At 43.3% G+C, this 24827-nt stretch carries 26 protein-coding genes; 4 read left to right on the forward strand and 22 right to left on the reverse strand.

Features of this window, described 5'->3' with window-relative positions; translation table 11 throughout:
- Positions 1-8: 8 nt before the first annotated feature.
- From ACSFC1_RS08350 to dapD, 3 genes are read right to left on the reverse strand one after another with little or no spacing between them, the layout of a single operon-like run.
- Positions 9-1094, reverse strand: a complete 1086-nt coding sequence (locus ACSFC1_RS08350; protein WP_435565643.1) for a M20 metallopeptidase family protein — start codon at positions 1092-1094, stop codon at positions 9-11.
- Positions 1051-2232: an aspartate aminotransferase family protein gene (locus tag ACSFC1_RS08355; RefSeq protein WP_435565644.1), complete on the reverse strand. Its 1182-nt coding sequence runs from the start codon at positions 2230-2232 to the stop codon at positions 1051-1053. Before ACSFC1_RS08355 ends, ACSFC1_RS08350 begins: the two co-directional genes overlap by 44 nt.
- On the reverse strand, positions 2229-2996 hold the full coding sequence (gene dapD, locus ACSFC1_RS08360; protein ID WP_435565645.1) for a 2,3,4,5-tetrahydropyridine-2,6-dicarboxylate N-acetyltransferase: 768 nt from the start codon (positions 2994-2996) through the stop codon (positions 2229-2231). The genes ACSFC1_RS08355 and dapD overlap by 4 nt, the downstream gene beginning before the upstream one ends.
- Before the next feature lie 390 nt (positions 2997-3386).
- Between dapD and pfp the strand changes: the two genes are divergently transcribed.
- Entirely contained in the window at positions 3387-4649 is a 1263-nt protein-coding gene (gene pfp, locus ACSFC1_RS08365; RefSeq protein WP_435565646.1) for a diphosphate--fructose-6-phosphate 1-phosphotransferase, read from the forward strand.
- Between the two features lie 146 nt (positions 4650-4795).
- Here the strand turns inward: pfp and ACSFC1_RS08370 are convergent, their stop codons facing one another.
- The 9 genes from ACSFC1_RS08370 to ACSFC1_RS08410 form a co-directional block, all read right to left on the reverse strand.
- Positions 4796-5467 carry an HAD family hydrolase gene (locus ACSFC1_RS08370; RefSeq protein WP_435565647.1) on the reverse strand — a complete coding sequence of 224 codons (672 nt, stop codon included), beginning with the start codon at positions 5465-5467 and terminating at the stop codon, positions 4796-4798.
- Positions 5468-5482: 15 nt separating this feature from the next.
- A complete protein-coding gene (locus ACSFC1_RS08375; RefSeq protein WP_435566018.1) occupies positions 5483-6049 on the reverse strand; it encodes a 5' nucleotidase, NT5C type in 567 nt (188 codons plus the stop codon).
- 5 nt (positions 6050-6054) lie between these two features.
- Complete coding sequence (locus ACSFC1_RS08380) at positions 6055-6777, reverse strand: DUF4234 domain-containing protein (protein ID WP_435565648.1); 723 nt, start codon at positions 6775-6777, stop codon at positions 6055-6057.
- A 5-nt stretch (positions 6778-6782) separates the two neighbouring features.
- Entirely contained in the window at positions 6783-7421 is a 639-nt protein-coding gene (locus tag ACSFC1_RS08385) for an HAD family hydrolase (protein WP_435565649.1), read from the reverse strand.
- Positions 7422-7534: 113 nt separating this feature from the next.
- Positions 7535-8983 (reverse strand): aminomethyl-transferring glycine dehydrogenase subunit GcvPB, encoded by a 1449-nt coding sequence (gene gcvPB, locus ACSFC1_RS08390; RefSeq protein ID WP_435565650.1) that lies wholly within the window; start codon positions 8981-8983, stop codon positions 7535-7537.
- On the reverse strand, positions 8980-10311 hold the full coding sequence (gene gcvPA, locus ACSFC1_RS08395; protein ID WP_435565651.1) for an aminomethyl-transferring glycine dehydrogenase subunit GcvPA: 1332 nt from the start codon (positions 10309-10311) through the stop codon (positions 8980-8982). The genes gcvPB and gcvPA overlap by 4 nt, the downstream gene beginning before the upstream one ends.
- Positions 10311-10682: a glycine cleavage system protein GcvH gene (gcvH, locus tag ACSFC1_RS08400; RefSeq protein ID WP_435565652.1), complete on the reverse strand. Its 372-nt coding sequence runs from the start codon at positions 10680-10682 to the stop codon at positions 10311-10313. Before gcvH ends, gcvPA begins: the two co-directional genes overlap by 1 nt.
- Before the next feature lie 12 nt (positions 10683-10694).
- Complete coding sequence (gene gcvT, locus ACSFC1_RS08405) at positions 10695-11783, reverse strand: glycine cleavage system aminomethyltransferase GcvT (protein ID WP_435565653.1); 1089 nt, start codon at positions 11781-11783, stop codon at positions 10695-10697.
- Entirely contained in the window at positions 11761-11985 is a 225-nt protein-coding gene (locus ACSFC1_RS08410; protein ID WP_435565654.1) for a DUF2007 domain-containing protein, read from the reverse strand. The genes gcvT and ACSFC1_RS08410 overlap by 23 nt, the downstream gene beginning before the upstream one ends.
- Positions 11986-12046: 61 nt before the next feature.
- Between ACSFC1_RS08410 and pfkA the strand changes: the two genes are divergently transcribed.
- From pfkA to ACSFC1_RS08425, 3 genes are read left to right on the forward strand one after another with little or no spacing between them, the layout of a single operon-like run.
- A complete protein-coding gene (gene pfkA / locus ACSFC1_RS08415) occupies positions 12047-13006 on the forward strand; it encodes a 6-phosphofructokinase (RefSeq protein WP_435565655.1) in 960 nt (319 codons plus the stop codon).
- A gap of 9 nt (positions 13007-13015) precedes the next feature.
- A complete protein-coding gene (gene pyk / locus ACSFC1_RS08420) occupies positions 13016-14434 on the forward strand; it encodes a pyruvate kinase (RefSeq protein WP_435565656.1) in 1419 nt (472 codons plus the stop codon).
- A gap of 11 nt (positions 14435-14445) precedes the next feature.
- Complete coding sequence (locus ACSFC1_RS08425) at positions 14446-15840, forward strand: diguanylate cyclase domain-containing protein (RefSeq protein WP_435565657.1); 1395 nt, start codon at positions 14446-14448, stop codon at positions 15838-15840.
- Here the strand turns inward: ACSFC1_RS08425 and ACSFC1_RS08430 are convergent.
- From ACSFC1_RS08430 to rpoD, 10 genes are all read right to left on the reverse strand, one after another.
- Entirely contained in the window at positions 15819-16694 is an 876-nt protein-coding gene (locus ACSFC1_RS08430; protein WP_435565658.1) for a pseudouridine-5'-phosphate glycosidase, read from the reverse strand. The two genes, ACSFC1_RS08425 and ACSFC1_RS08430, sit on opposite strands and share 22 nt — an antisense overlap.
- Positions 16681-17181 (reverse strand): nitroreductase family protein, encoded by a 501-nt coding sequence (locus ACSFC1_RS08435; RefSeq protein WP_435565659.1) that lies wholly within the window; start codon positions 17179-17181, stop codon positions 16681-16683. Before ACSFC1_RS08435 ends, ACSFC1_RS08430 begins: the two co-directional genes overlap by 14 nt.
- Before the next feature lie 5 nt (positions 17182-17186).
- Complete coding sequence (locus tag ACSFC1_RS08440) at positions 17187-18029, reverse strand: DMT family transporter (RefSeq protein ID WP_435565660.1); 843 nt, start codon at positions 18027-18029, stop codon at positions 17187-17189.
- Positions 18029-18925: a LacI family DNA-binding transcriptional regulator gene (locus tag ACSFC1_RS08445; protein WP_435565661.1), complete on the reverse strand. Its 897-nt coding sequence runs from the start codon at positions 18923-18925 to the stop codon at positions 18029-18031. Before ACSFC1_RS08445 ends, ACSFC1_RS08440 begins: the two co-directional genes overlap by 1 nt.
- 23 nt (positions 18926-18948) lie before the next feature.
- The gene (locus ACSFC1_RS08450; RefSeq protein ID WP_435565662.1) at positions 18949-19638 is read right to left on the reverse strand and encodes a zinc metallopeptidase; all 690 of its coding nucleotides are present in this window, start codon (positions 19636-19638) and stop codon (positions 18949-18951) included.
- Positions 19639-19701: 63 nt separating this feature from the next.
- Entirely contained in the window at positions 19702-20934 is a 1233-nt protein-coding gene (locus ACSFC1_RS08455; protein ID WP_435565663.1) for a DUF1015 domain-containing protein, read from the reverse strand.
- Positions 20924-21346, reverse strand: coding sequence for an rRNA maturation RNase YbeY (ybeY, locus tag ACSFC1_RS08460; protein ID WP_435565664.1), 423 nt, complete (start codon positions 21344-21346; stop codon positions 20924-20926). The genes ACSFC1_RS08455 and ybeY overlap by 11 nt, the downstream gene beginning before the upstream one ends.
- On the reverse strand, positions 21303-22703 hold the full coding sequence (locus ACSFC1_RS08465) for an HDIG domain-containing metalloprotein (protein WP_435565665.1): 1401 nt from the start codon (positions 22701-22703) through the stop codon (positions 21303-21305). Before ACSFC1_RS08465 ends, ybeY begins: the two co-directional genes overlap by 44 nt.
- Positions 22687-23604, reverse strand: a complete 918-nt coding sequence (locus ACSFC1_RS08470) for a PhoH family protein (protein WP_435565666.1) — start codon at positions 23602-23604, stop codon at positions 22687-22689. The genes ACSFC1_RS08465 and ACSFC1_RS08470 overlap by 17 nt, the downstream gene beginning before the upstream one ends.
- A 68-nt stretch (positions 23605-23672) precedes the next feature.
- On the reverse strand, positions 23673-24800 hold the full coding sequence (gene rpoD / locus ACSFC1_RS08475; protein WP_435566019.1) for an RNA polymerase sigma factor RpoD: 1128 nt from the start codon (positions 24798-24800) through the stop codon (positions 23673-23675).
- Positions 24801-24827 lie beyond the last annotated feature (27 nt).

The following is a 24827-nucleotide window of genomic DNA, read 5'->3' on the forward strand; positions in this document are numbered from 1 at the left end:
TATCTGATTCACACCAATCGAGCAAGTACTTCGTACATGACCTCGCCAGCAGGTTCGATGAGCTCATCTGGTGGTAGAAATCTCGGGTGGTGCAGGCCATAGGATCGTTCCTTCTTCGTGCCAAACCAGTACATCAACGTTGGATAGTATTCAGAGAAATAGCCAAAATCCTCGGCAGTTAACTTCCTTTCGCACTCAAGAAAAGACATACCTTTTTCTTGGACAACCTTTTTCAGTATTGAGAGAAGATCTTCGTCAACTTCAACCTGTCTATAAGTGGAACCAATAAGAAGCTCATGCAAGATCCCAGTAGATTCACCGCTCTTCATTGCGAGCAGTTCTATATCTCTCAACCTTTCCTTCACTCGCTCGAGGTTCACAGATCTGACTGTACCTTGAAGCACTGTTCTTTCAGCTACGACATTTCTGGCAACCCCGCCGTTGATCCTCCCAAACCACACTAAATCCTCATCCCAATTCATTTGATAGGTCTGCCTTAGAAACTCTACGGCTGCCCGAATGCTATCTCTACCTTTCTTATGATAGGCTGCATGGGCACTCATGCCTCTAAAAACAACATCTACTTCACAAGAAGCACTGAAGAGCACACCAGCTCTCGAAGCAATCGTTCCTGTTTCGTACTCATCGTTGACGTGCATCGCTATTGCCGCAGATATCTTTAGTCCAACCTGTTTTAGATATTTCAGTATCTCGATTGCCCCCGCTCCAGACTCTTCAGCAGGTTGGAATACAAAGACGCAGTTTTTTCTCAGGTTATTTTCCAAAACTCTGCGCATGACATAACAAAGACAAGCCATGTGAAAATCATGTCCACAGGCATGCATGAAGGAATTGAGAGAACGAAAGTCACATTCATTTTCCTCGATTATTGGTAGTGCGTCCATTTCTGCACGCAACAGAACAAATGGACCATCTGAGACTCTCCTGATCACGACAATACCTGTGCCTACCTCTTTGAGATCGGTGTATCCAAGCTGGTGTATGTACTCCACTAAAAGTCTTTGAGTCTCATGTTCATGAAAGGCAAGTTCAGGTTTTTGATGCAAAAAATGCCTCAGTTCTACTTCCTTCAAAATCCGCCTCCTTTATACTTTTCTCAAAAAGTTCTACTATCATCTCTATCTCTTCATAGGTGATGTTCAAAGGCGGTAAGAAACGCACGACATTCTTGGTAACGATATTCAAGAGTAAACCATTCTTCAGGGAAATCTCTTTCAGCCTTTGCGGATCAACGTTCACCTCGACACCAATCATCAAACCAAGGCCTCTGACATCTCTTATCAAACCATTGTTTATCGATTTGAGTTCGTTCTTTAGATATTCACCTTTTTGCCTGACTTCTGAAAGTAATTGATCGTTAAGTTTTTCCAGAACAACCTTTGCCGCTGCCAGAGCAACTGGGTTGGGCGCAAAGGTAGATCCATGTTCAGAGTAGGCAAAGACATTAGAAAGATCGTCCAGAAAGATAGTTGCACCAAGTGGTAATCCTCCCCCAAGTGACTTTGCAACGGTGACAATGTCTGGTCTTAAACTAAAGTGTTCATAGCAAAAGAAACGCCCCGTTCTTCCCAAACCCGATTGCACTTCGTCTGCGATCAAGTAAAAGCCATATCGTTCTTTCATCTCCATGATGGTCCTCGCCATCTTTTGCGTGATCGATCTGAGCCCACCACTGCCCAAGAGTGACTCAACGTAAACGGCTGCTGTTTGATTGGCTTGAACAAATTCTCTGAAGGCATCGTGATCGTTAAAAGGCAGAAAGACAACATCTGGCAAGAGTGGAAGAAATTGGTCTCTGAGATTTGAAAAACCAGTTACTGAAAGTGAGCCAAGGGTTCTACCGTGAAAATTACCTTCAAAGGAAATGATCGCACCTTTCCTAATCTTCTTAACAGCTTTGATTGCTGCTTCATTCGCTTCAGTTCCAGAGTTTGAAAAGAAAACCTTTCCAGATCTTTTCACGATGTTCAGAAGTTTTTGAGCAACTGTCTGTGCATCTTCGTCTTCGAAGAAATTCGAGATATGTGTGTATCTTTGCAGTTTGTTGATCATTGCACTTTGTATCTCTCGATCTGCATGACCAAAAGCAAGTACCCCAATACCTGAGAAAGTGTCGATAAACCTTCTTCCATCTTTGGTATAAATGTGTATTCCCTTCGCATGATCAATCTGAAGATCAAAAGGTTTGTACACTCCGACTAAGTTATTCACAAGAATGCCCCCCGTTGTGCCGTTGGCAGATTTCTCAAAGCTTCGACGATCTTTGTTTTTTCCTTTGTCTTTTCGTCAACCTTCTTTATGAACCTCGCCGGAACACCTGCAACAACGGTAAAAGGCTCAACATCGTTTATCACCACTGCTCCCGCGGCAACAACAGCGCCTCTACCGACAGTTACACCCTCTAAGACAACGGCATTGGCACCAACAACTACGTCATCTTCGATGATAACGGGTTTTGCACTCGGTGGTTCTATCACACCGGCAATAACTGCTCCAGCACCAATGTGACAGTTTTTACCAATAACAGCTCTGCCACCGATTACCGCATTCATGTCTATCATCGTCTTCTCACCAATCTTTGCCCCTATGTTTATCACAGCACCCATCATGATGACAGCTCCATCTTCGATCTGAACGAGATCGCGGATGATAGCACCAGGTTCTATCCTTGCATTGTACTTTGTGAGATCTGCCAAAGGAAGAGCAGAATTCCTTGCAACCACCTCGATATGAATGTCTTGAATGTTGTTTCTGTTCTGCTTTAGGAAATTTTTGAGTTCTTCGTAATCGGCGAAGATTATCCCAAAGCTGTCTGTACCAAAAAACTGCAGGTTGCCGAAATCAGTCTTTCTGAAATCACCTTTTACATAGGCGGTAACAGGTGTCCTTTTCTTCGATTTGCTGATCAATTCGATGATAGCGTTTGTCGTTAGGTCTTCGCTGACATCTGTGGTCTGTACTTGAAGATCTGCCATCTGAACTCCTCCTTCCAAAGTTTAGTGTTTTCCTAAAAAAAACCGGGCTACCTTTTTGGTAGCCCGGTGATCTTTTTTCCCTTTAAGCTGTGTGCTACAACGCATGCACACCGCCTCGGGTGATCACCGGGCGGCTGCACTTCTTAGCGTTCTCAATCTCTATTGAAAGTTGTCTCACAAGACTTGCTGTTATCATCAAATGATTTCCTCCTCTTTGACAATATGATACTATCGACAAACCATCACCATGACTGAAGATTCAAATAAGAAACGTTGAAGAAATTGTTAACAAGAGGTCTCTGAAGTTATGAATTTAAAAAGAAGGCTCGGAGGATAACTCAGCATAGGTTATAATACCCTTAAGGAAATCTACAAGAAGGGGTGTTTGAGATGCTTGAGAGAGTTGGAATACTCGTAGGTGGAGGCCCAGCACCAGGAATCAATAGTGTCATCAACGCCGTGACGATCGAAGCAATCAACAACGATCTCGAAGTAATAGGCATCTACGATGGTTTTGAACATCTGATGAAAGGCAGAACTGATATGATCCGCCCTTTGACCATTTCTGATGTTTCGCGTATTCACATTGAAGGTGGTTCCATTCTGAGGACCTCAAGGGCAAATCCCACCAAGAAAACTGAGGATATTCAGAATGTTTTGAAAAGCCTTAATGAACTGAAGATTAGCCATTTGGTCACGATAGGTGGAGACGACACGGCTTTTTCTGCCTCGACGATTTCCAAAGCAAGCGAAGGCAGAATTCGTGTGGCTCATGTTCCAAAGACAATCGATAACGACTTGCCGTTACCCGGAGGCATGCCGACTTTTGGTTTTGAAACAGCACGCCATGTAGGTACTGAGCTTGTGTACAATTTGATGCAAGATTCAAGGACAACAAACCGATGGTATTTTGTCGTGGCGATGGGAAGGAAGGCAGGACATTTGGCACTCGGTATTGGCAAGTCGGCGAGCGCTGCTTTAACTATAATTGGTGAAGAATTCGGAAAGGAAAGAATAACGCTGAGTGAAGTATGCGATATACTCGAGACAACCATGCTGAAGAGACGAATTCTCGGCAGAAATGATGGTCTGGCGATAATAGCAGAAGGTATTGGAGAGATGATCGATCCACAGGAATTGGCGGAAATTCCTGGAGTTACAGTCGAGCGAGATCCCCATGGACATATTAGACTCAGCGAGATACCACTTGCAACTATCCTAAAGCGCGAGATTCAAAGGCGTTTTGCTCAAAGAGGTGAAAAGATAAACATCATAGATGTGACTTTAGGTTATGAATTGAGGTGTGCAAGACCTGTACCTTTCGACATTGACTATACGAGAACCCTTGGATATGGTGCTATCAGATTCTTGATGGGAGACTTCGAGAAGAATCTTTCAGGAGGCATGATCTGCTTAGAGAGTGGAAGAATAAGAGTTTTGCCATTTGAAGAGCTCACTGACCCAACAACTGGTCGCACTAAGGTACGCATGGTTGATATCAACTCTGAACACTACCGCGTGGCACGAGGTTATATGATAAGACTCACCAAGAAAGACTTACAGAACCCAAGTATCCTTGCCAAACTCTCAACTGCTGCAAAGATGAGTCCAGAAGAGTTCATCAGCAGATATGAATGGGTGACACAGATCTGATGAAAAACCCCCGGCAGTTGCCGGGGTTTTTGTCATTTCTTTGGTTTTTCCTTTTTTGTTTCCTTTGGTTTTTCTTCAGGTTTCTTTGGACCCGGGTTCTTTGCACAAGGCATCTTCACACCCCCTATCTTACTCAAGAGTATAGCTTATTTTTTTCCTAATTTGCAACATATCCTGAAGAAAAAGTGGAAAATTTCTGGCGGTCTCTCTGCACAGAGGACACCAGCTTTCACTAAATCATCTGCGTTATTATGCTCGTGCAATACACCAAAGACGTAGGGTATATTAGCTTGAATGGCAGCCCTAACTCCGCTGACAGAATCTTCGAAAACTACTGTCTCAGTACTCTGTGTACCCAGTCTTTTCAAAGCCTCAAGATATATTTGTGGATCAGGTTTGCTGAATTCAACTTCATCACCGAAGACCATAGTATTGAAAAACCTAACAAGGCCTGATTTTTCTAATCGTGTCGTTGCGATCTCTCTGACAGTTGACGTGGCAACAGCGATCTTCACTCCGGATTCTTTCATCAGTTCAAGAACTTCAACCACCCCTTCTCTGGGCTTCATCGATCGCGACAGTTGGTTGAATATCCTGTAGACATCTTGAACGAAGGTCTTTTCATCGACCGGTAATCTGAATCTATCGATGATATTTCTTGCCCCACCCTTTTCTAAGGTCCTTCCAGTGAGTTGAGCAAAATCTCTGTCTGAGAAGTTAACACCATATCTGGAAAGAATCGTCTTGAATGTCTCTTTGTATATGCTCTCGGTTTCTATCAAAACACCATCCATGTCGAAGATAACAGCGCTTATCACATGATCACCTCTACGCTATCTTTTCACACCGTCAAGAAGTTCTATGAACTCACCGAGGCTTTTAACACGTGGTAAGTCTTTGATATGCCTGTTGTACGACCAGTCCATGACAACTGTTCTGATACCATGGCTTGCTAAATCTTCTATATGATGTGGGGCATCATCGAGGGCGATTTCTATTCCCAGTTCCTTGCACAACCTTCCCTTTCTTGGCGTAACTAAAACCACAGGTCGTACACCAACGTGTTGTTCAATCCAAGAACACGTTTGTTCTTCAACACTCTTTCCTTTTGTTGGGAAACGAGAAGTAATAAAATAGAACTCATGCTTACCTTCTAGAATTGCCTTCCTGAGTGATAGAAAATCTTCTTTCGACCCATAAGCCGGCAGAGTTTCATAGAAGTTCACCGTCTGCTCGATCTTCTCCCAAACCAGTTGTTCCATTTCAAAAGTTAAGCCCGGTACGGATTTGTAAAAGTCCCATTCCCTGATTTGCACATCGTTTGGTGTTCCGAAGGTTTCATGACAAAGTTTCAAAAAAGCTCTGTTGAAGTTCGTCAACACATCATCGACATCTATCATCACTCTCAAAGATTTATCGCCTGCCTGAGTTTTTGATCTGCATCGATGTACTGATTGATTTCATCAGAAAGCTTTATCAAAAGATACCACCAGTATATACCAAGCGTCACAATCACAAGAAGAATAAAGACCCCAATACTCCTCTGTTTGATATAGCTCATCATCGGTGAAGAGATCCCAAAGACTGGATACATGATGTTTTTTATCTCTTCCAACTTTTTTGCCACTGTGAACACACTCTGAAGGTATATGGAGAGAAATATCACTGCAAGGATCCACAAGACAAACGAAAGCATCGGTATGAAGAAGGATATCACGTACACGATTAGGTAAGCCCAGTAAGCCCACACATTCAAAGTCAATACTGAAAGATGACTCTGAAGCGCAACTAAATTCATCTGTTTTTCTGTTTCAACTTTCTGCTTTGCGTAATCCAAAAGTATTTTCGAGTTCTGAATGTTTTCATTCAGTGTGCTACTCCATTGATTGAGTACTATCAGTGTGAAAATAGCTGAGAGTATTCCCAAAAGACCTGAAAAAACCACAATCACCATACCTCCGATCATTCTTCCGTACGGATGACCATAGTCAAATAGGCCCTCAACTGCACCCATGAGAAAATTACCAGCACCAACAGCTGCTATCACACCTGATATGACCGAAAAAACCACCGCAAGGATTGCAAAAGTCGTGTTGACCTTCCTCTCGCTGAGCAAGGCAGGAACCATCTTGTTCACCCCCTTAATTGGATTTTACCAATCTCTTGAACTTTTGTGTATCTAATTTTCACTTGCTCACAAGCTCTATCTAAGAGTTCATCGTTCCCAATCATCATACAATCTTCTGGTTTAACTTTGATCGTCGAACATATCTCCAAGTAGTACCTCGGATCTGGCTTACAGAAATGGAAATTTTCCATGTGTGTGATTAAATCAAAATCTTCTTCTTTGAGGTTTATCCATCCGAGTCTTTTAACAACCGCCACTTTTGGGAAAACGGGGTTGGTCGCAAGAACTGTGATCAATCCATTCTGCTTAGCTCTCTTAAGAACTTCGACAACCCCATAGTTTGGCTTCACCAACCTCTTGAGTGTGTCGAAGCTCGCACTGAGGTAAAACTCGTTGAAGATCGTTCTCACATCGGGTAAATTGCTCTCTGCTTGAAAACATGAAAGAAATCTATCGTAGTTGTTGACCTTACCGTCGGCAAACCTTGTGATGTGTTCAACACACCTGAGAATCTGCTCAGGAGAAATAGCAACTGAGAATCTTTCTTGAGCAAAGGCTTTGAGTTGTGAAAAATACTGCTCTGTGAAAGTCTTTTCGTCAACGGATGCAAGAGTTCCGTCAAAATCTACCAGAAACGCTTTCACACAAAACACCTCTTTCTTACAGTCCAGATTCATTGTTCAACACGACATACAGAAAAGACACTCTGTGAAAAAGGGGGCATCAGCCCCCATCTTTTGCCAAGAGACGACATTCCTTATAAGCTGTTCTCTTTTTTCCATCTGTAGATGGGCTTTTTTGTCGCGTTCACATCATCGAGTCGTTTCACAGGTGTCCTATGAGGAGCACCTTTTACGATCTCTGGGTTGTGTCTTGCTTCTTCAACAACCTTTTCGAGAACACGTGCAAAGCGCTCCAAGGTCTCTTTGTTCTCTGTTTCTGTTGGCTCTATCATCATATCTTCATGGACTATCAACGGAAAGTAAACGGTAGGAGCATGAAGTTCGTAATCGAGGAGTCTTTTTGCGACGTCGAGAATCTTAACACCCGTCTCTTTGACAAACTGACTGCCATCTACTACAAATTCGTGCATGCACCTTCTCGGTGAGGCAATCTTCAAGATCTTAGAGATCAACGCTCTCAGATAGTTAGCGTTGAGCACAGCCATCTCTGAAGCATGGGTGAGCCCATCTTTACCCATCATAAGGATGTATGTGTAAGCCTTCACGAGCACTGAAAAATTCCCATAGAAACTTCTCATTCTGCCAATACTATTTGGTAAACCAAAATCTGGATAGTACCTTTCAGCGTCTTTTCGTATTATTGGAATGGGGAGAAATTCTGCAAGGAAGGCTTTCACACCTACTGGTCCGCTTCCAGGTCCTCCCATCCCATGAGGGGCAGAGAAGGTCTTGTGCAGATTCAAATGAACGATGTCAAAGCCCATATCTCCTGGTCTGAACTTACCCATTATTGCGTTGAGATTTGCTCCATCGTAGTACAACAGTGCACCTGCGCTATGAACCATCTGAGAGATCTTCATGATGTCTTTTTCAAACAATCCGAGTGTGTTCGGGTTTGTAAGCATGAGAACTGCAACTTCATCACTCAAATGTCTTTCAAGTTCTGCAAGATCGACAAGTCCATCTTGTGTTGACTTAAGCTCAACAACATCAAAACCTGCCATAGCTGCAGAGGCTGGGTTAGTACCATGGGCAGAGTCTGGAACAAGTGCGATGTGCCTTTTCAGATCACCGCGAGACAGATGATAAGCCCTCGCTATCAACATACCAGTGAGCTCTCCATGAGCACCTGCGGCAGGTTGCAAGGACATCTCATCCATGCCAGTTATCTTACACAGATATTCTTTCAGTTCATACATCAGAGAAAGTGCGCCTTGTGTGAATTCCCAGGGTTGATATGGATGTATATCGGTGAAACCTTTCATACTTGCCACATATTCGTTTATCTTGGGATTGTACTTCATTGTACAAGAACCAAGTGGATAGAATCCTTTGTCAACAGAGTAGTTCTTGCTCGCCAAGTTGGTGTAATGTCTGACCACGTCAGGTTCACTCAGTTCAGGTAGTTCCAAAGATTTCTTTCTCAATAGATGCGTGGCAAAATCGAAGTTCTTTTCCTCAATCTGCGAATCAGGCAGTCTGAAACCAATTCTACCGGCAACGGATTTTTCAAAGACCGTCATAGATCACCACGCTCCATGAGTTCTACCAGTGTGTCTATACTCTCTTTCGTATTGACCTCTGTTGCACAAGCAAGGGCACAGTCTTTGTAATTGTCAAAATACCAACTCAGAGGTAGTGGACCAAGTACACCCTTTTCGAAGATCTTTCTCCATTCTCTGTCGTAATCAGTGCCAACTTTGACGACAAATTCATTGAAAAACGGTCCATCGAAGACTAAGTCGAATCCTTTTTGCATCAATCTCTCAGCAAGATAGTGAGCATTCGAATAACTTCTCTGTGCGACCTGTCTCATTCCATTCGGTCCAAGAGTACTCATGAATATCGCGTTTGTAACAGCCATCAGTGCATGGTTCGTGCATATGTTCGACGTTGCCTTTTCTCTTCTAATGTGTTGTTCCCTTGTTTGTAATATCATCACATAGCCCTTCTGTCCATCGGCGTCTTTTGTTTCACCTATCAACCTACCTGGCATTTTGCGAACGTGCTTTTCAAGAGTTGCGAAAAATCCAACGGTTGGACCACCGTAGTTCATAGCAATACCCAACGGCTGTCCATCGCCAACAACTATGTCGGCACCAAAGGTGGCTGGTGGTTCCAAGACCGAGAGTGCAAATGGCTCAGCAACGACTACGAAGACAAGATCTTTTATCACTTCTTTTATCGCCTTCAAATCTTCAACTATTCCAAAGAAATTCGGATACTGCACCACAACAGCACAACTGTCTTCATCGATTGACTGACTCAAAGCAGAAAGATCGGTCATACCAGAGTGTGTCAGCGGTATTGTTTTGAAGACAAATCTCTGTGCAGACGCATAAGTCTTGCTCGTTTGAACATACTCTGGATGAACCGCCTCGCTTATCAAAAAGGTGCGTTTACCATTTATTCTGTGAGCCATTAATATTGCTTCCGCAAGTGCTGAAGCACCATCGTACATCGAAGAGTTTGCAACATCCATACCCGTTAGTTCACATATCATAGTTTGATATTCGAACAGCGCTTGCAATGTTCCTTGAGAGACCTCAGCTTGATATGGCGTGTACGCGGTGACAAATTCAGGACGAGAAGCGAGAGCTCTCACAACCTGGGGTATGTAGTGCGCATAGATGCCAGCCCCCATGAATATGTTACTTTTTTCCACAACAGTGTTTCTTGCGGCAAGAGTCTTCAACAAAGAAAGTACGGTGAATTCATCTAAACCCTTTGGCAAATCTAATTCTTTAACGGTAATAGGAATATCTTCATAAAGATCATCAATCGATTTGACACCAACGGTTTGCAGCATCTGTTTTATTTCTTCATCGGTGTGAGGAATAAACGGATGCATCATCCTTCCTCCTCGCAGAGTTTCTTGTACTCCTCCTCGTTCAACAGTTCATTGAGTTCAGATTCGCTTGTCATTTCAATCTTGACAAGCCATCCTTCTCCTTCTGGATCTTTGTTCACGAGCTCTGGTTGATTGTTCAGTTTTTCATTGACTGCAACAACCCTGCCACTCACCGGTGCATAGATGTCGCTCGCGGCTTTTACTGACTCGATACTCATCATAGCTTCACCTTTTTTGACAGCCTTGCCAACTTGAGGTAAATCAACATAGACCACATCTCCAAGCTTGTCTTGAGCATGATTTGTAATGCCAACAATCGCGATCTTTCCATCTGCCACAACCCATTCGTGGGTCTTTGCGTATTTTTTCATCTTCGCCACCTCCTATAAACTCTTCACTGAACCCTTGTAGAAGGGTAATTTCACGACCTTTGCTTTGATCTTCGTTCCTCTCACTTCGACTTCAAGTTCATCCCCAATCTTCACTTGACTATCAACCATCGCAAGTGCGATCGATTTACCCAAGGTTGGTGAAAATGTTCCACTGGTGACTACACCAATCTTTTTGCCTTCTTTGAAAACTTCCATACCGTGTCGTGGTATTCTTCTGTCTAAGACTTCTAAGCCTCTTATTCTCTTCTGAACGCCACTTTCTTTTTGTTTCAAGAGCTTCTCCTTGCCGATGAAGTCTTTTTCAAATTTCACAACCCAAGACAAGCCTGCCTCTAAGGGTGTGGTACCCTCGTCGATGTCATTCCCATACAGCATATAAGAAGCCTCTAACCTGCAAATGTCTCTCGCTCCAAGACCTGCTGGTTTGATGTCAAAAGCTTCTCCGCGCCACAGAAGTTCGTCCCAGATCAAGGGAGTGTCATTCCATTTGCAGTAAATTTCGAAACCATCTTCTCCTGTATAACCAGTACGAGAAATCATGCAACTCTTGCCAAAGATCACATAACTGCTGAAAGTGTAGTAAGGTAAAGTCGTTACATCAGGGACGAACTTTCTCAAAAACTCTCCACTTGTAGGCCCCTGTATCGCGATAAGTCCATACTGTGACGAACAATCTGAAACATTCACATCATAAGTCGAAGCCTTGCTGAGGATCCACCGAAAATCTTTCTCCGTGTTGGCTGCATTGACAACTAACATCGCTCGATTTTCACCCAGCTTGTAAACCAAAAGATCGTCTATAATACCACCGTCTTCGTTGCACATGGTCGTATACATGACTTGACCAACCTTCAGAGATGCAAAAGAATTGGTCATTAAGAAATCGACAAAATCGATCGTGTCCTTCCCTTCGATGAAGATCTCTCCCATGTGCGAGACATCGAAAACTGCGACGTTCTTTCTTACAGCCAAGACTTCTTCAGTGATACCTTCATACTGCAATGGCATTTCCCAGCCCGCAAAGTCCACCATTTTTGCCTTCAGAGAAAGATGACTTTCATACAGAGGGGTTCTCTTCACTTTCAAGCGCCTCCTTGATGATCTGACGAGCTTTTTCTAAATCATCTTTCATCACCAGTATCTTAACCATTCCGCCTTGTCCAAAGATAACTGGGTCAAAGCTTCCTGGTTTTATCAAAACTTCTATTGCATTTTCTTCAAGCAAAGACTTGATGATGTTGGCCGTCGCCAGATCTACTTCTTCAATCAAAACTTCCCACAATGTGACTTCCTCCCGTTGTATAATCAGTTCAGTATTAATTCTACACCAGGAGGTGTGAAAAGTGAAAACCATAGGCGTGCTGACCAGTGGCGGAGATTCACCTGGCATGAATGCAACTATCAGGGCTGTCGTTAGGTTTGGTGTCAAGAGCGGATTGAAAGTAATCGGCATAGAACGAGGATACTGCGGTCTAATAGATGGTGCCTTTAAAGAAATGCGCTTTTCGGATGTTGCAGGAATCATGGAAAGGGGCGGAACTGTACTGAGAACAAGCAGATGTGGTGAGTTTTACACACCTGAAGGTAGAGCAAAGGCAGTACAACAAATGAACCGAGCCGGCATAGAGGGACTTGTGGTCATAGGAGGGGAAGGAAGCCTAACAGGAGCAAAACTGTTGTATGAAGAACACAACATTCCTGTTGTCGGAATACCGGGTACCATCGATAACGATATCTCACACACCGACATGTGTGTCGGCGTGGACACATGTTTGAACACCGTCGTTGAAGCCATTCAGAAACTCAAAGATACCGCAACATCACACGAGCGTGCTTTCATTGTTGAAGTCATGGGTAGATCGTCAGGTTACATAGCAGTTGCTTGTGCCCTCGCAACAGGTTCAGAAGCTGTAATTATACCTGAAATTCCAGTTGACTGGGATGCACTCGCGACAAGATTGTTCGAAGAGAGAAAGAGAGGGAAGATCAACTGCATCATAGTTGTTGCTGAAGGTGCGGGAGGAGCCTTCCAGGTTGCAAAGAATCTACAAGACAGAATTGGTTATGAAACAAGAGTGTCTATACTCGGTCACATTCAAAGAGGGGGAAGCCCAACTGTGTTCGACAGAATACTCGCAAGCCGAATGGGTGCGGAAGCCGTGAAAGCCTTAATAGACGGCGAAAAATGTGTCATGACTGCATTGCAACTTGGCAAGATCGTGCGAGTACCGATCGCCGAAGTGCTCAAAGAGAAAAAAACCTTAGATATGTCTTTGTATAATCTGGTACATTTACTGTCTTGAGGTGTGCGGATGAGAAAGTCAAAGATAATATGCACGATCGGTCCAAAGACAGAAGATATAGAAATGATAAAAAAACTGATATACTCAGGCGTCAACGCCTTCAGACTTAGTGCTGTTCACTATAAGATCGACAAACTGAGAGAACTCATTCAAAAACTCACAGAACTCAGAGAAGATATGACCCTGCCCGTTGCAATCATCGTCGATTTACCAGGACCAAAACTGCGTACAGGAGAGCAGAAAGAAGAGTTCATAGAGTTAATCGAAGGTGAGAAAGTATTCATAACGACAGAAGAAAATCTATCTTCAAAGGGGTTAATAAGCGTTGATTATCCAAGACTTGCACAGGAGATCAAAATAGATGATCCAGTTCTGATAGACGACGGGAAGATAAGGTTGAGGGTTACAAAGATCTTTGCCAAGAGGATCGAGTGTGTCGTAGAGGTGGGCGGAAGGTTCAAGAAAAACAGTGGCGTTAATCTACCGGAATCTGAGCTTTCAATTCCAGCCTTGACTGATGAAGACAAGAAGATAATATCTAATTGTGCAAAAACAGGGGTCAACTTCTTTTGCTTGTCTTTCGTGAAATCAGCGAAAGATGTGAAGGAAGCACGGAGATTCATTGAATCAATCGAACCAGTGGCTGGTGTGCTTACAAAGATAGAGACTAAAAAGGCTTTAGAGAACATTGAAGAGATCTGTCAAAACAGTGATGGAATTATAATTGCGAGGGGAGACCTTGCCGTCGAAATCCCCATTGAGCAGTTGCCCGTTGCTCAAAAAAAGATCCTAAGAGTGGCTTCAAAGTATGGAGTTCCAACTGTCGTAGCAACACAGATCCTCAGTTCAATGACTGAAGATCAACTACCCACACGCCCAGAGGTCATCGATGTGGCAAACATCGTCTTCGATGGTGCAGATGCACTTTTGTTTACATCAGAGACCGCTGTTGGGAATTACCCACTTCAAGTTGTCGAAATGGCGAACAAAATCATAGAAGATGCAGAAGAATTCCTGAAAGAACACGAATTCATTTTCTGGCAAAGACACTCTGAGAAAACTGAAGATCCTTCAGAGGCAATAGCAAGATCTTGCTACTGCATCGCCAAAGAAACCGGTGCGAAGGCAATCATAACTTCCACAGCCTCCGGCAGTACGGCGAGGAGAGTGTCACATTTCAGACCATTCTGTCCAATCATAGCCACAACGCCCAATCAGAACACCTTCAATCAACTGTCGATCGTCTGGGGAGTCATTCCCATACTCGTTCCTGAAGTTCACTCGACCGATATAATGATCCATGTTGCCGTAGAGAGAGTTAAATCTCTTGGATATGTCGAGAGCTCCGACACCGTTGTTGTGACTTCTGGTGCACCATGCGGTATAGTTGGGACGACGAATATGTTGAAGATTCATACAGTAGAGTAGGGAGATCTCAAATGCTGGAGTTTTCAGAAGAGCTTCTCTTGGTACTTCTTGAGTTATCTGGATTTCCGATCTTGGTGCTCGATGAAGAGTTGAAGATACAGATGATCAACAAAGAGGCGTTTGGGCTGCTTGGATTTTCAGAAGAACAGCTCAGAGAAAAGAAAAGATCTTTTCTTGATTTTCTCTACTTTAAAGATCTTCAAGAGTTAGAGGATTTTCAACAAAACAAGTTGGTCAAAGAATTTCACTTGACTTTGGTGAATTCAGAAGGACAGCACAAGGAAACTATCGCGAGGATAAGAGCAACTCCTGATGGGAAAAGATTTCTGGTTTCCTTGGTAGATGTGACTGAATTCAAAAAAATCGCAGAGAAGCTCTCAAGAAAAACTAAGTGCCAAGATGCTGTGATGAAGATAGTTGCGCAGGTTCTCAAAGATGATGTCGAGAATCTATACCAGTTCTTGTTAGAGAAGGCTGTAGAAACGGTTCCAGGAGCGCAGGCAGGTAGTGTTTTGGTGAGAGAAAAAGGTGTTTTTGTTTACAAAGCCGCTGTTGGCTATGATCTTTCTGAGTTATCAAAGATACATTTCAAAGAAAAAGAGTTAGTTCAGCATCTTGCGAAGGACGTCATGATAGTCACTGATTTTTCCGCGAATGAACAACTGGATGAAACAAGAAGAAAGATACTCGAAGATGCAGGAAAGTTCAGGCAGATCAAAGTCATGCTGAGCATACCCATTGTCGTTCAAGAACAAACAGTTGGATTTTTCAACCTCGACAACTTTGAAGATTCAAAGATCTTTGATGACGAATCGATCGAAATGGGGAAGATCTTTGCTGCACAGTTGGGAGTGATCTTCGAGAGGCTGAGACTCGAAGAGCAGATTAAAAATCAAGTACAGCAGATGCGCTTTCTTTCATACCACGATCCACTCACAGGTCTTGCAAACAGAAGATATCTTCAAGAAGAAGCCGAAAGAATCCTTGCCTCTTCGGACAGACGAAAGGAAGCTGTCAGTGTCCTCTATCTAGATCTTCTGAACTTCAAGCAGATAAACGATAATTTCAGCCACGAAATTGGAGACAGAGTTTTGGTTGAGATAGCCAAGAGATTGAAGAAATCTACCAGGAAAAGCGACTTCGTTTCAAGAATAGGGGGAGACGAGTTCGTCTTCTTGCTCGCCAATACCTCTGCAAAGAGAGCTACAAGATTTGCACAAAGAATCATTCAGCAGATTGAAGTTCCCATAATCATCGATGTAGCAAGCTTTACAATCTCTGGCAACATTGGGATTGCTGAATATCCCAAAGATGGCGATCACTTTGAAAAGGTCTTGCGCAATGCAGACAGGGCGATGTACTGTGCTAAGACTCAGAAGAAGCCCTACTGCATCTTTGAAAGTTGATCAACGATTTGGCATGCCAAATTCACGTTGTTCTTAAGAAGTTCGATGTTACTCTCAACTGTTCTTCCATCAGAGTAATGTGCCAACCTTGAGAGTAAAAACGGTGTGAGATCCTTGCCTTTCACATTGGACCACTCAAGATCTTTTTCAGCCAACTGATGCCACTTTTTGAATTCAACCTCGTCGATCTCGTACCGTTCGGGTATAGGATTAAAAACAAGCACTGAACCTGGCAAATCAAAGGATTCTTTGCTCAGAAAAATAGAAACGATTTCTTCAACGCTTTCAACCTTTGTGATGGGAATGCTCGTAGAACGACAGTAAAAGGCAGGCAGTCTGTCGGTTCTGTAGCCAACTGCCGTGACCTGAAAGGTTTCGAGCATCTCCACAGTTGATCTCAGGTCTAAGATAGACTTTGGTCCCGCACAGACGACGATCATCCTTGTTCGTGAAAGTTCGATCAAGTCTTGTGAGACGTCCCAATCTTTCGTAGAATGAACACCTCCGATGCCGCCAGTTGCAAAAACCTTTATACCACTTAGATAAGCCAGACGCACTGTCGCGCTCACCGTTGTGGCAGCCCATCTTTTCAAGGCAACTGCTACTGGGATCTCTGAAACTCCAACCTTCATAACGTCTTCTCTTGTTCCAATCTCCTGTATCTCTTCACTGCTCAAACCTATTCTTACCTCACCAGCCACAATCGCAATGGTTTTTGGCGTGCAGTCATGCCGTCTGACAACAGCTTCAAGTTCCATCGCAGTTTCAACGTTCTTTGGCTTTGGTAATCCGTGCGCAATAACCGTTGACTCAAGGGCAACTGTTCTGTTGAACACCATATCACCATCTTTCAAAATGGATACGCTCCTGTTTGAATCTGTCTACAGGTTCAGGGTTTTCAGCAGGATATCCAATGCAAACCAATGAAAAAGCCACAACGTTCTTTGGGAGATTCAGTATCCTTCCAAATGCTGTTACTCTTGCTTCATCGGGATAGACACCACACCACACGGCTCCCAAACCAACTTCGGTTGCCCTCAACAGCATGTTCTGAGTTGCCGCCGAACAGTCTTGTACCCAAAATTCTCCAAATTTCACGAGTGTCAAATCTGCACAAATTACCACAGCGACGGGAGCTTTTAAGATCATCTTCGCATAAGGGTGTGACTGAACGATCTTTTCTTTGGTTTCTCTGTCCTTTATAACAACAAAATGCCACGGTTGTTCGTTGCCAGCAGATGGTGCATGCATTGCAGCTCTGATAACCTCCAAGATGAGTTCTTCTTCGATATCTTTATCTTGATACTTCCTTATACTTCTCCTCTGATAGATCGTGCTCACACAGATCACTCCCCCTTGGAATTATAAACCTTTCTGATCGCGCCCAAAATGATTGCACTAACGAGTAGGATCATGCCGCAAAATTGCACACGAGACATCTTTTCAGAGAGTATGATGAAAGAAGAAACTGCAGCAAAGATAGGCTCACCAACGTATATGAGCGCTGCCGTGTTTGAACCAACGTACTTTTGAAATTTGAGTTGCACCCAGACTGCAAAGATCGTTGCAAACAACGCTGTAAAGATCATCACAAAGATGAATCCAAGGTTTATCTTGAAATCCCCATAGACCGGTGCCAGCGCACCATTGATGAGAGAGGTTACAAGAAATTGTGGTGCCAGCAGAGAGATCTCGTTTTGATTGTTCTCTGTAAAATGAGTTACCATGACAACATGAACTGCAAAGGCAACAGCGCATATTACAGTGAGCAAATCTCCAAAATTGAAAGGATCATGCGTTGGATCGTTGAGCATGTAAAGTCCTACAACGGAGATTAAAAAAGATATTATCTGAAAAAATGTTGGTTTTTTTCTCTCTATCAAGTAGGAAAAGAAAGGTACAAACGGTATGTAAAGTGATGTTATGAAACCACTCTTAGTCGAAGTGGTGATCTTCAAACCACTCGTCTGGGTAGCATAGGCAACACCCAGAAAAAGACCCAGTACTATGGCTTTTTTCCACGAGATTTTGCTTCTGAAGAAGATTAAAGTCAACACAAAGGCTGTGAGAAATCTCAAAGAGTTGTAGAAAAAAGGATTGGCTTCCACCAAGATCAACTTTTGTATCGGAAAGGTCAGTCCCCACACTGCTGTAACGATCAACAAGAGAACTGTGGCTTTTGTCTTCATCATAGGCTACTCCGTCTTTTCACAAGATTGGCCTCAAGGACAATTCTCTTTGGTATTTCTTCGCCATTGATTATTCTCATGAGAAGATTGGCACAGATCTCTCCGACTTCTCGGTTCATGTACTCAACGCTCGACAGCGGTGGATCCAAAAAGTCACAGAAGGAAAGATTTCCATAACCAAAAACAGACAGTTGATCTGGTACTTTGATTCCTTCATCTTTGAGTGCTTTCAAAACGCCAACTGCTATGTGATCATTGCTACAAAGAATGACGTTGGGCAAGGTTGAAAGATTCTTGGTTGCGTCATACGATTCTTGTGGTTTTTTCAGTACTCTCACGTCATAGTCTTCTATCTTGTGGTTGAACATAGCTTTCATGAACGATGTGTAGAGCATGTAAGATTTGTAATTAGAAAGATCTTCGCACAAGAACGCGAATGAACGAGCGTTGTACTTGAGCATTCTTTCAACGATCTTGTTCATCGCAGAAGAATGGTTGAAGGTCACAGAGGAGCTTACCGAATCATATCCAACAAGCAATGAAGCTTTCACTTGGTCCTTGAATCGTTCTGAGATCACCACAACAGGATCGGCAGAACTGTCAAGATTCGCTTTCAAGTTCACCAAAACACCGTTCTCACACAACCGTTCAACGATTCCTTGTAAGACACTAAGGTAACTTTCCTCCCAACCATTGAGCACTACGCCAATCTGAGCATGACTTTTTCTGAAAAGCCGAGCAAAACTGCTTGGCTGAAACCCTGTATCTTTGATCACCTGCATGACTCGTTCTCGAAGCAGTGGATCCACGTTGCTCTTACCATTTAAGACACGCGAAACAGTCGAAATTGACACTTCTGCCATCTGAGCGATGTCTTTGATCGTCAGTTTTTTCAAAAACAACCCCCCACGGCTTTGTCTCAGTCTCTTCTACCAAAAGCGCCAGCGATCAAGAGCATTCTCAGCAGCTGCAAGACTGCCATAGCTGTTGCCGCTACATAGGTCAAGGCAGCCGCGTTCAAAACCTTTCTCACGCCCTTGAGTTCTTCTTCAGACATCATGATATTCTCTCTGAGCAGTTTCAGAGCCTTTTTGCTTGCGTCATACTCCACAGGCAGCGTAATCAAACTGAACAGTACGGCGAGCCCAAAGAGTACGATTCCAAACTGCCACAATGCAGGCAGTGCAAAAAGAAGACCGATTATGAAGAAAATCCAAGCAAGAGAAGAACCTAAGTTTGCAACTGGTGCGAGAAGATTTCTGAAAGCAAGAGCTGGGTTCTTCTCGGCATGCTGAATTGCATGACCTATTTCGTGTGCTACAACACCGAGTGCTGCCACAGAGGGGCTGGCATAGGTGGAAGAAGAAAGCCTCACAACCTTTGTTCGAGGATCGTAATGATCGGTCAGATGACCAGGCATCGATTCAACACGAACATCATAGATACCGGCACCATCGAGCAACCTCATGGCAAGTTGGCTGCCTGTGAAGCCAGTGAGAGACCTTATCTTTGAGTACTCAGAGAAGGCTGCACTGACTTTGATCTGCGCCCATATCGCCAATAAAAGAGCAGGCACAAGAATTATAAAAGTTGGGTCATAGAAAAACATTTTCTCACCTCCTCAACCTAAGACACTTTGTTCTTTTCAAGCGTTCAAATTTTACTGAAACTGTCATACTAAATGAACAAAAAGTCCACTTTTGAGCTTCGGTTCAAACCAGGTTGATTTTGGTGGCATTATCTTTCCGTCATCCGAGACACGCATGAGTTCTTCTATTGACGTCGGATACAACGAAAAAGCCACCGCCCATCCTCTCTTGTCTACAGCTTCCTCAAGTGCTTCCAAGCCATGTATACCGCCAATGAAGTCTATTCTCTTGTCAGTCCGTGGATCTGCTATTCCAAGAATCGGTTTCAAAAGATTGTCTTGCAAGATTGACACATCTAAAGCCTTAACAGGATCAGATTCGTCGATGAGATTCTCCTTCGCCTTCAAAGTGTACCATCTTCTGGAAAGGTACATGCCAAATAGGTGTCTCGCCTGTGGTTTGTACTTGTATTCTGATGGTTCTATTTCGAAGGATTGGCTGATCGTTTTCAAAAACTCTTGCTCACTCAGCCCGTTCAAATCCCTGACGACCCTGTTGTAATCATAAATTCGTAGATCTTTGTGAGGAAATAGAACGGCAAGGAAGAAATTGTATTCCTCTTCTCCTGTGTAAGAAACGCTCTCTTGCCTGAGAAGTTGTGCAACTCTGACTGCCGATGCAGCACGGTGGTGTCCATCGGCAATGTAAAAACTGTTGACCCTCTTGAACAAATTCTTCAACTTCTCAATTTTCTCTGCGTCCTGAACCAAGTACACGATCTGTTCTACTCCATCTTCATCGAGAAAATCGTACTCTGGTTCGCCGTGCGCAAGACTTTTCATAAAGCCATCTATCTCTTCAGAGGAACGATACATGAGAAAGACAGGACCAGTTTGAGCTCTCAAGTGATATATGTGCTTTGTCCTCTCTTCTTCTTTGTCTTTTCTGGTCAGCTCGTGTTTCTTTATCGAACCGTTGAGATACTCATCAACAGAAAAAGTTGCAACCAAACCGATCTGAGTGTGGTCTTTTGCAACCTGCTTGTAGACATAGAAAGATTCGCGATCTTGAAGAAATACCCCTGAATCAATGAACCATTGCAAGTTCTTTTTTGCAACTCTCAACGCTTCATCACTACTTGATTCTACCTGCTCTTGGAAGTTGACCTCTGGCTTTGTCACTTTGTAAAAGGAATAAGGATTCTGTTGTACTATCTTTTTTGCTTCCTCAGAACTTATGACATCATATGGCTTAACAGCCACCTTTGCAGCAAAGTCTTTCTTAGGTCTGAGCGCCCTGAATGGTCTAACGATCAAGATTCTCGACCTCCTTTAGATACCTTTCTTGCTTGGTAAACATCTCTGTTGACTTGTTGTCCGTCAATTCATGATCATAACCGCACAAGTGAAGACAGGCGTGTATCAAAACTCTTCTAAATTCAGTTGAATAGGGCTGTTTGAACTTTGATGCATTCTTTTCAATCTGCTTTGGGCACAAGAATATCTCACCAAAAAGATCTTGCTCGCCGTAAACGAATGTGAGAACATCTGTTGCAAGGTCGATCTTTCTGTAGATCCTGTTCAAGTTTCTGATACGCCTTTCCCCAACAAAAACAATGTTGACAGGCACCTCACCTATTTCCTGTTTTAGAATCTTTCTAACTATCCTTTTGACCAAGAGTTCGTTAATCTGACTTCTTGATCTGTTCATTATCGAAATTTTGAGCAAGGTTGATCACCTTCTTTATCTCTTCCTTTGGATACTCGATGCGCATCTTAAACATGTTCAACAAGACCTTTGTGAACTCTTCTGCGATTGCTTCAAGGTCTTTCAATGTCAAACCCGATTCGTCCAACTCTCTTTCGTTGTATATTCCAGAGACGATTTCTTCAACCATCGCTTGCACACGTCCTGCCGTCGGGTTTTTTAAACTCCTTGCCGCCGCTTCAACTGCATCCGCAAGCATTATTATACCTGCTTCTTTGAACTGAGGTTTTGGTCCAACATATCTGAACTCATCTTCACTCAGATTTTCCCCCAATTCCTTCGACTTGTGGTAGAAATATCTTTGTACTCTCGTACCGTGGTGTTGGGGTATCACGTCTTGTATGAGCAAAGGTAATCTGTTTTTTCTCGCTATCTCCAAGCCTGATTTGACATGATCTTGGATAATCAGGTGGCTCAGCTTAGGACTCAGTTCGTCATGTGGGTTTTTCTCAAAGATGTTCTCGGTGTAAAAATATGGTCTTTTCGACTTACCTATGTCGTGAAAATAGGCAGCCATTCTTGCAAGCACAGCATTCGCTCCTATCCTCTGTGCAGCTGCCTCAGCAAGATTGGCGACCATCGAAGAATGGTAGTAGGTTCCAGGTGCCTTAAGAGAAAGAGTCTTCAGCAATGGGTTGTTCAGATTGCCAAGTTCTATCAAGTCGATGTTTGAATATATCATGCTCGCATATTCTATGAACGGCAGAAGACCGATGCAGACAACAGACGAAATCAAAGGCAGAAAGAACGCGGTAACAATCTGCAATAAATCTGGTCTTACACCTTGTATCTTAGCGTGCAACAGATAGAAGAATATCGAGACCAGAGCCGTGAAAAAGGCAGACCTTGCAACCTGCATTCGTTTTTCAATTTGAGAACTGAGAACGGCGTTGATAACGCAGATGGTCAGCATCAGAACAAATCCCAGTCCGTTGAAAGTCAAGGCAGTTGAAAACAGAACGGCTAAGAAGACCGATGTCATTAAAGTAACCTCTTTGTTGTAAAAAAGAGCAATTAAGGTAACTGGAATGAACAACGGCGACGAGTAAAAGCCAAATTGCTTCACCAACAACCGCGAAAGAAAACTTCCAACTATCACGATGAAGTAGAGCAATATCGTGTAAGATTTGTGCAAATTGAACGGTTTTTCCCCTATCTTGGGCTTAACGAGAACGAACCACAAAACCAGCGTTGCAATATAACCATTTGCCAAGACGAAGAAGGTGGGTAAAGCTGGATACAAGAGCACAAGAAAACACAGAAGGACGACTATAACGTCAAACCAATTGTGCATAAAGAAATCAATTATTCTTTTCATTTTTGTTCCTTTCATAGTTTTCATATGCCTTTATGATCTGTTTTACAACAGGGTGTCTCACGACATCAGATTCAGAAAGATAAACAAAAGATATCCCTTCAATTCCTTTCAGTATACTTTCGCATTCTATCAACCCTGAACTCCCTCTGTCAATATCCACCTGAGTCACATCTCCTGTGATCACCGCTTTTGAATTGAAGCCAATTCTCGTTAGAAACATTTTCATCTGCTGATGAGTGGCATTCTGTGCCTCATCGAGTATTACAAAACAGTTGTTCAATGTTCGGCCGCGCATGAATGCTAATGGTGCAATCTCTATTACACCTTTCTGTCGATAGGTGTAAAATTTCTCAGCCGGCATCATATCCATTATCGCATCGTAAATTGGTCTGAGATACGGGTCTACCTTTTCTACCAAATCGCCCGGCAAAAATCCAAGCCTTTCACCAGCCTCAACAGCAGGCCTCGTGAGTATGATCCTCTGTACTGCTCCTGATTTCAGATAATCCAGCGCCATCGCCACGGCAAGGTATGTTTTCCCTGTGCCAGCAGGACCTATGGCGAAAACAACGTCGAATTTTCTCATCGCCTCCAGATATTCTGCCTGACCTTTTGTCTTGGGACGAATCTTACCCGATAGGATACTCTCTTGAGTGGTCTGAGCTGAGAGTCTGTCCCACGAAGAATAGAGATCAACTAACGATTCAAATTCATTCCAGTCCATCACATAACCTTTCTTGGCGGCTGTAACTACTTGTGAAATAATACCCTCAACAATTTCAACAACAGAATTGTCGTTACCAGCTACAACGATTCTCTTATCTGAGACGTCTATGTTAACGGAAAATCTTTTCCTCAAAAAACGGAGTCTATTGTCGTACTGACCCAAGACAGCGACCATATCTATGTTCTCGGGAACCTCAATAGTTTTCGACGCCAGCTCTACATCACCTCCACAATTATATTACATCAGCCTTGTTGATCGAGCAAAGAGAAGAGAGACTTGAGATATTTGCTCCTTGAAGGATGTCTCAACTTTCTAAGGGCTTTGACCTCGATCTGTCTTATCCTTTCTCTGGTGACGTTGAAATACTGACCAACTTCCTCAAGCGTCTTCGCCTTTCCATCGAGTAATCCATACCGCATCTTCAACACCATAGCTTCACGTGGGTTCAAGGTCTTGAGAACCTTTTCAAGTTCTTCGCGCATCAACATTCTCATTGCTTCTTTCTTTGGTGATGCGATATTTTCATCTGCCACAAAATCGCCAACAGTCGAATCTTCGTCTTCACCAACTGGTGACTCAAGAGAAACTGTTTCCTTTGAAGCCTGAAGTATCTCCTCTATCTTGTCAACTGGTCTGTCCATCAATTTGGCAAGTTCATCCATAGAAGGTTGCTCACCGTGTTTTTGGTAATATTCCCTCGTTAGACGGTTCAGTTTGTTTATGGTCTCGACCATGTGCACTGGTATTCTTATAGTTCTTGCTTGATCTGCAATCGCTCGAGTTATAGCCTGTCTGATCCACCAGGTTGCGTAGGTACTGAATTTGTAACCTTTTCTCCAGTCAAACTTCTCAACTGCTTTCAACAAACCTATATTACCTTCCTGGATCAAATCCAAGAATGGCAAACCACGACCTATGTATCTCTTTGCTATGCTTACCACGAGTCTGAGATTTGACTCAACGAGCTTTCGTTTTGCACGTTCATTTCCAGCCTGTGCACGTCTTGCGAGTTCTCGTTCCTGTGACGGAGTCAGCAGAGGTATCTTGCCTATTTCGCGCAGATACATTTTTATGGGGTCTTTCAGTGCTACGTTGTCATAAACTTCTCGTCCTTCTTCTAAGAGGCTTGGAATTTCCGATTCTGTAGCGATTTCTTCTAAATCTTCTAAAGCCTCTGCTTCCGGCTCGGTGTCTTGAATATTGATCTTGTTCTTCTCAAGCTCTTCGTATATACGCTCAATCAAAGTGGTGTCGAACCCTTCGTAATCCGCAGGGAAAGCCCTGTCTATGTCATCGTAGGTTACGAATCCTTTTTTCTTCCCAGTCTTTATTAAACTCTTTATTCTCTCCTCGATCTCCTTACCCGTCATAGCCTTTTTTTCTTCTAATTTCTCCTC

It is taken from the genome of Pseudothermotoga sp. U03pept (assembly GCF_051235805.1).
GTDB lineage: Bacteria > Thermotogota > Thermotogae > Thermotogales > DSM-5069 > Pseudothermotoga_B.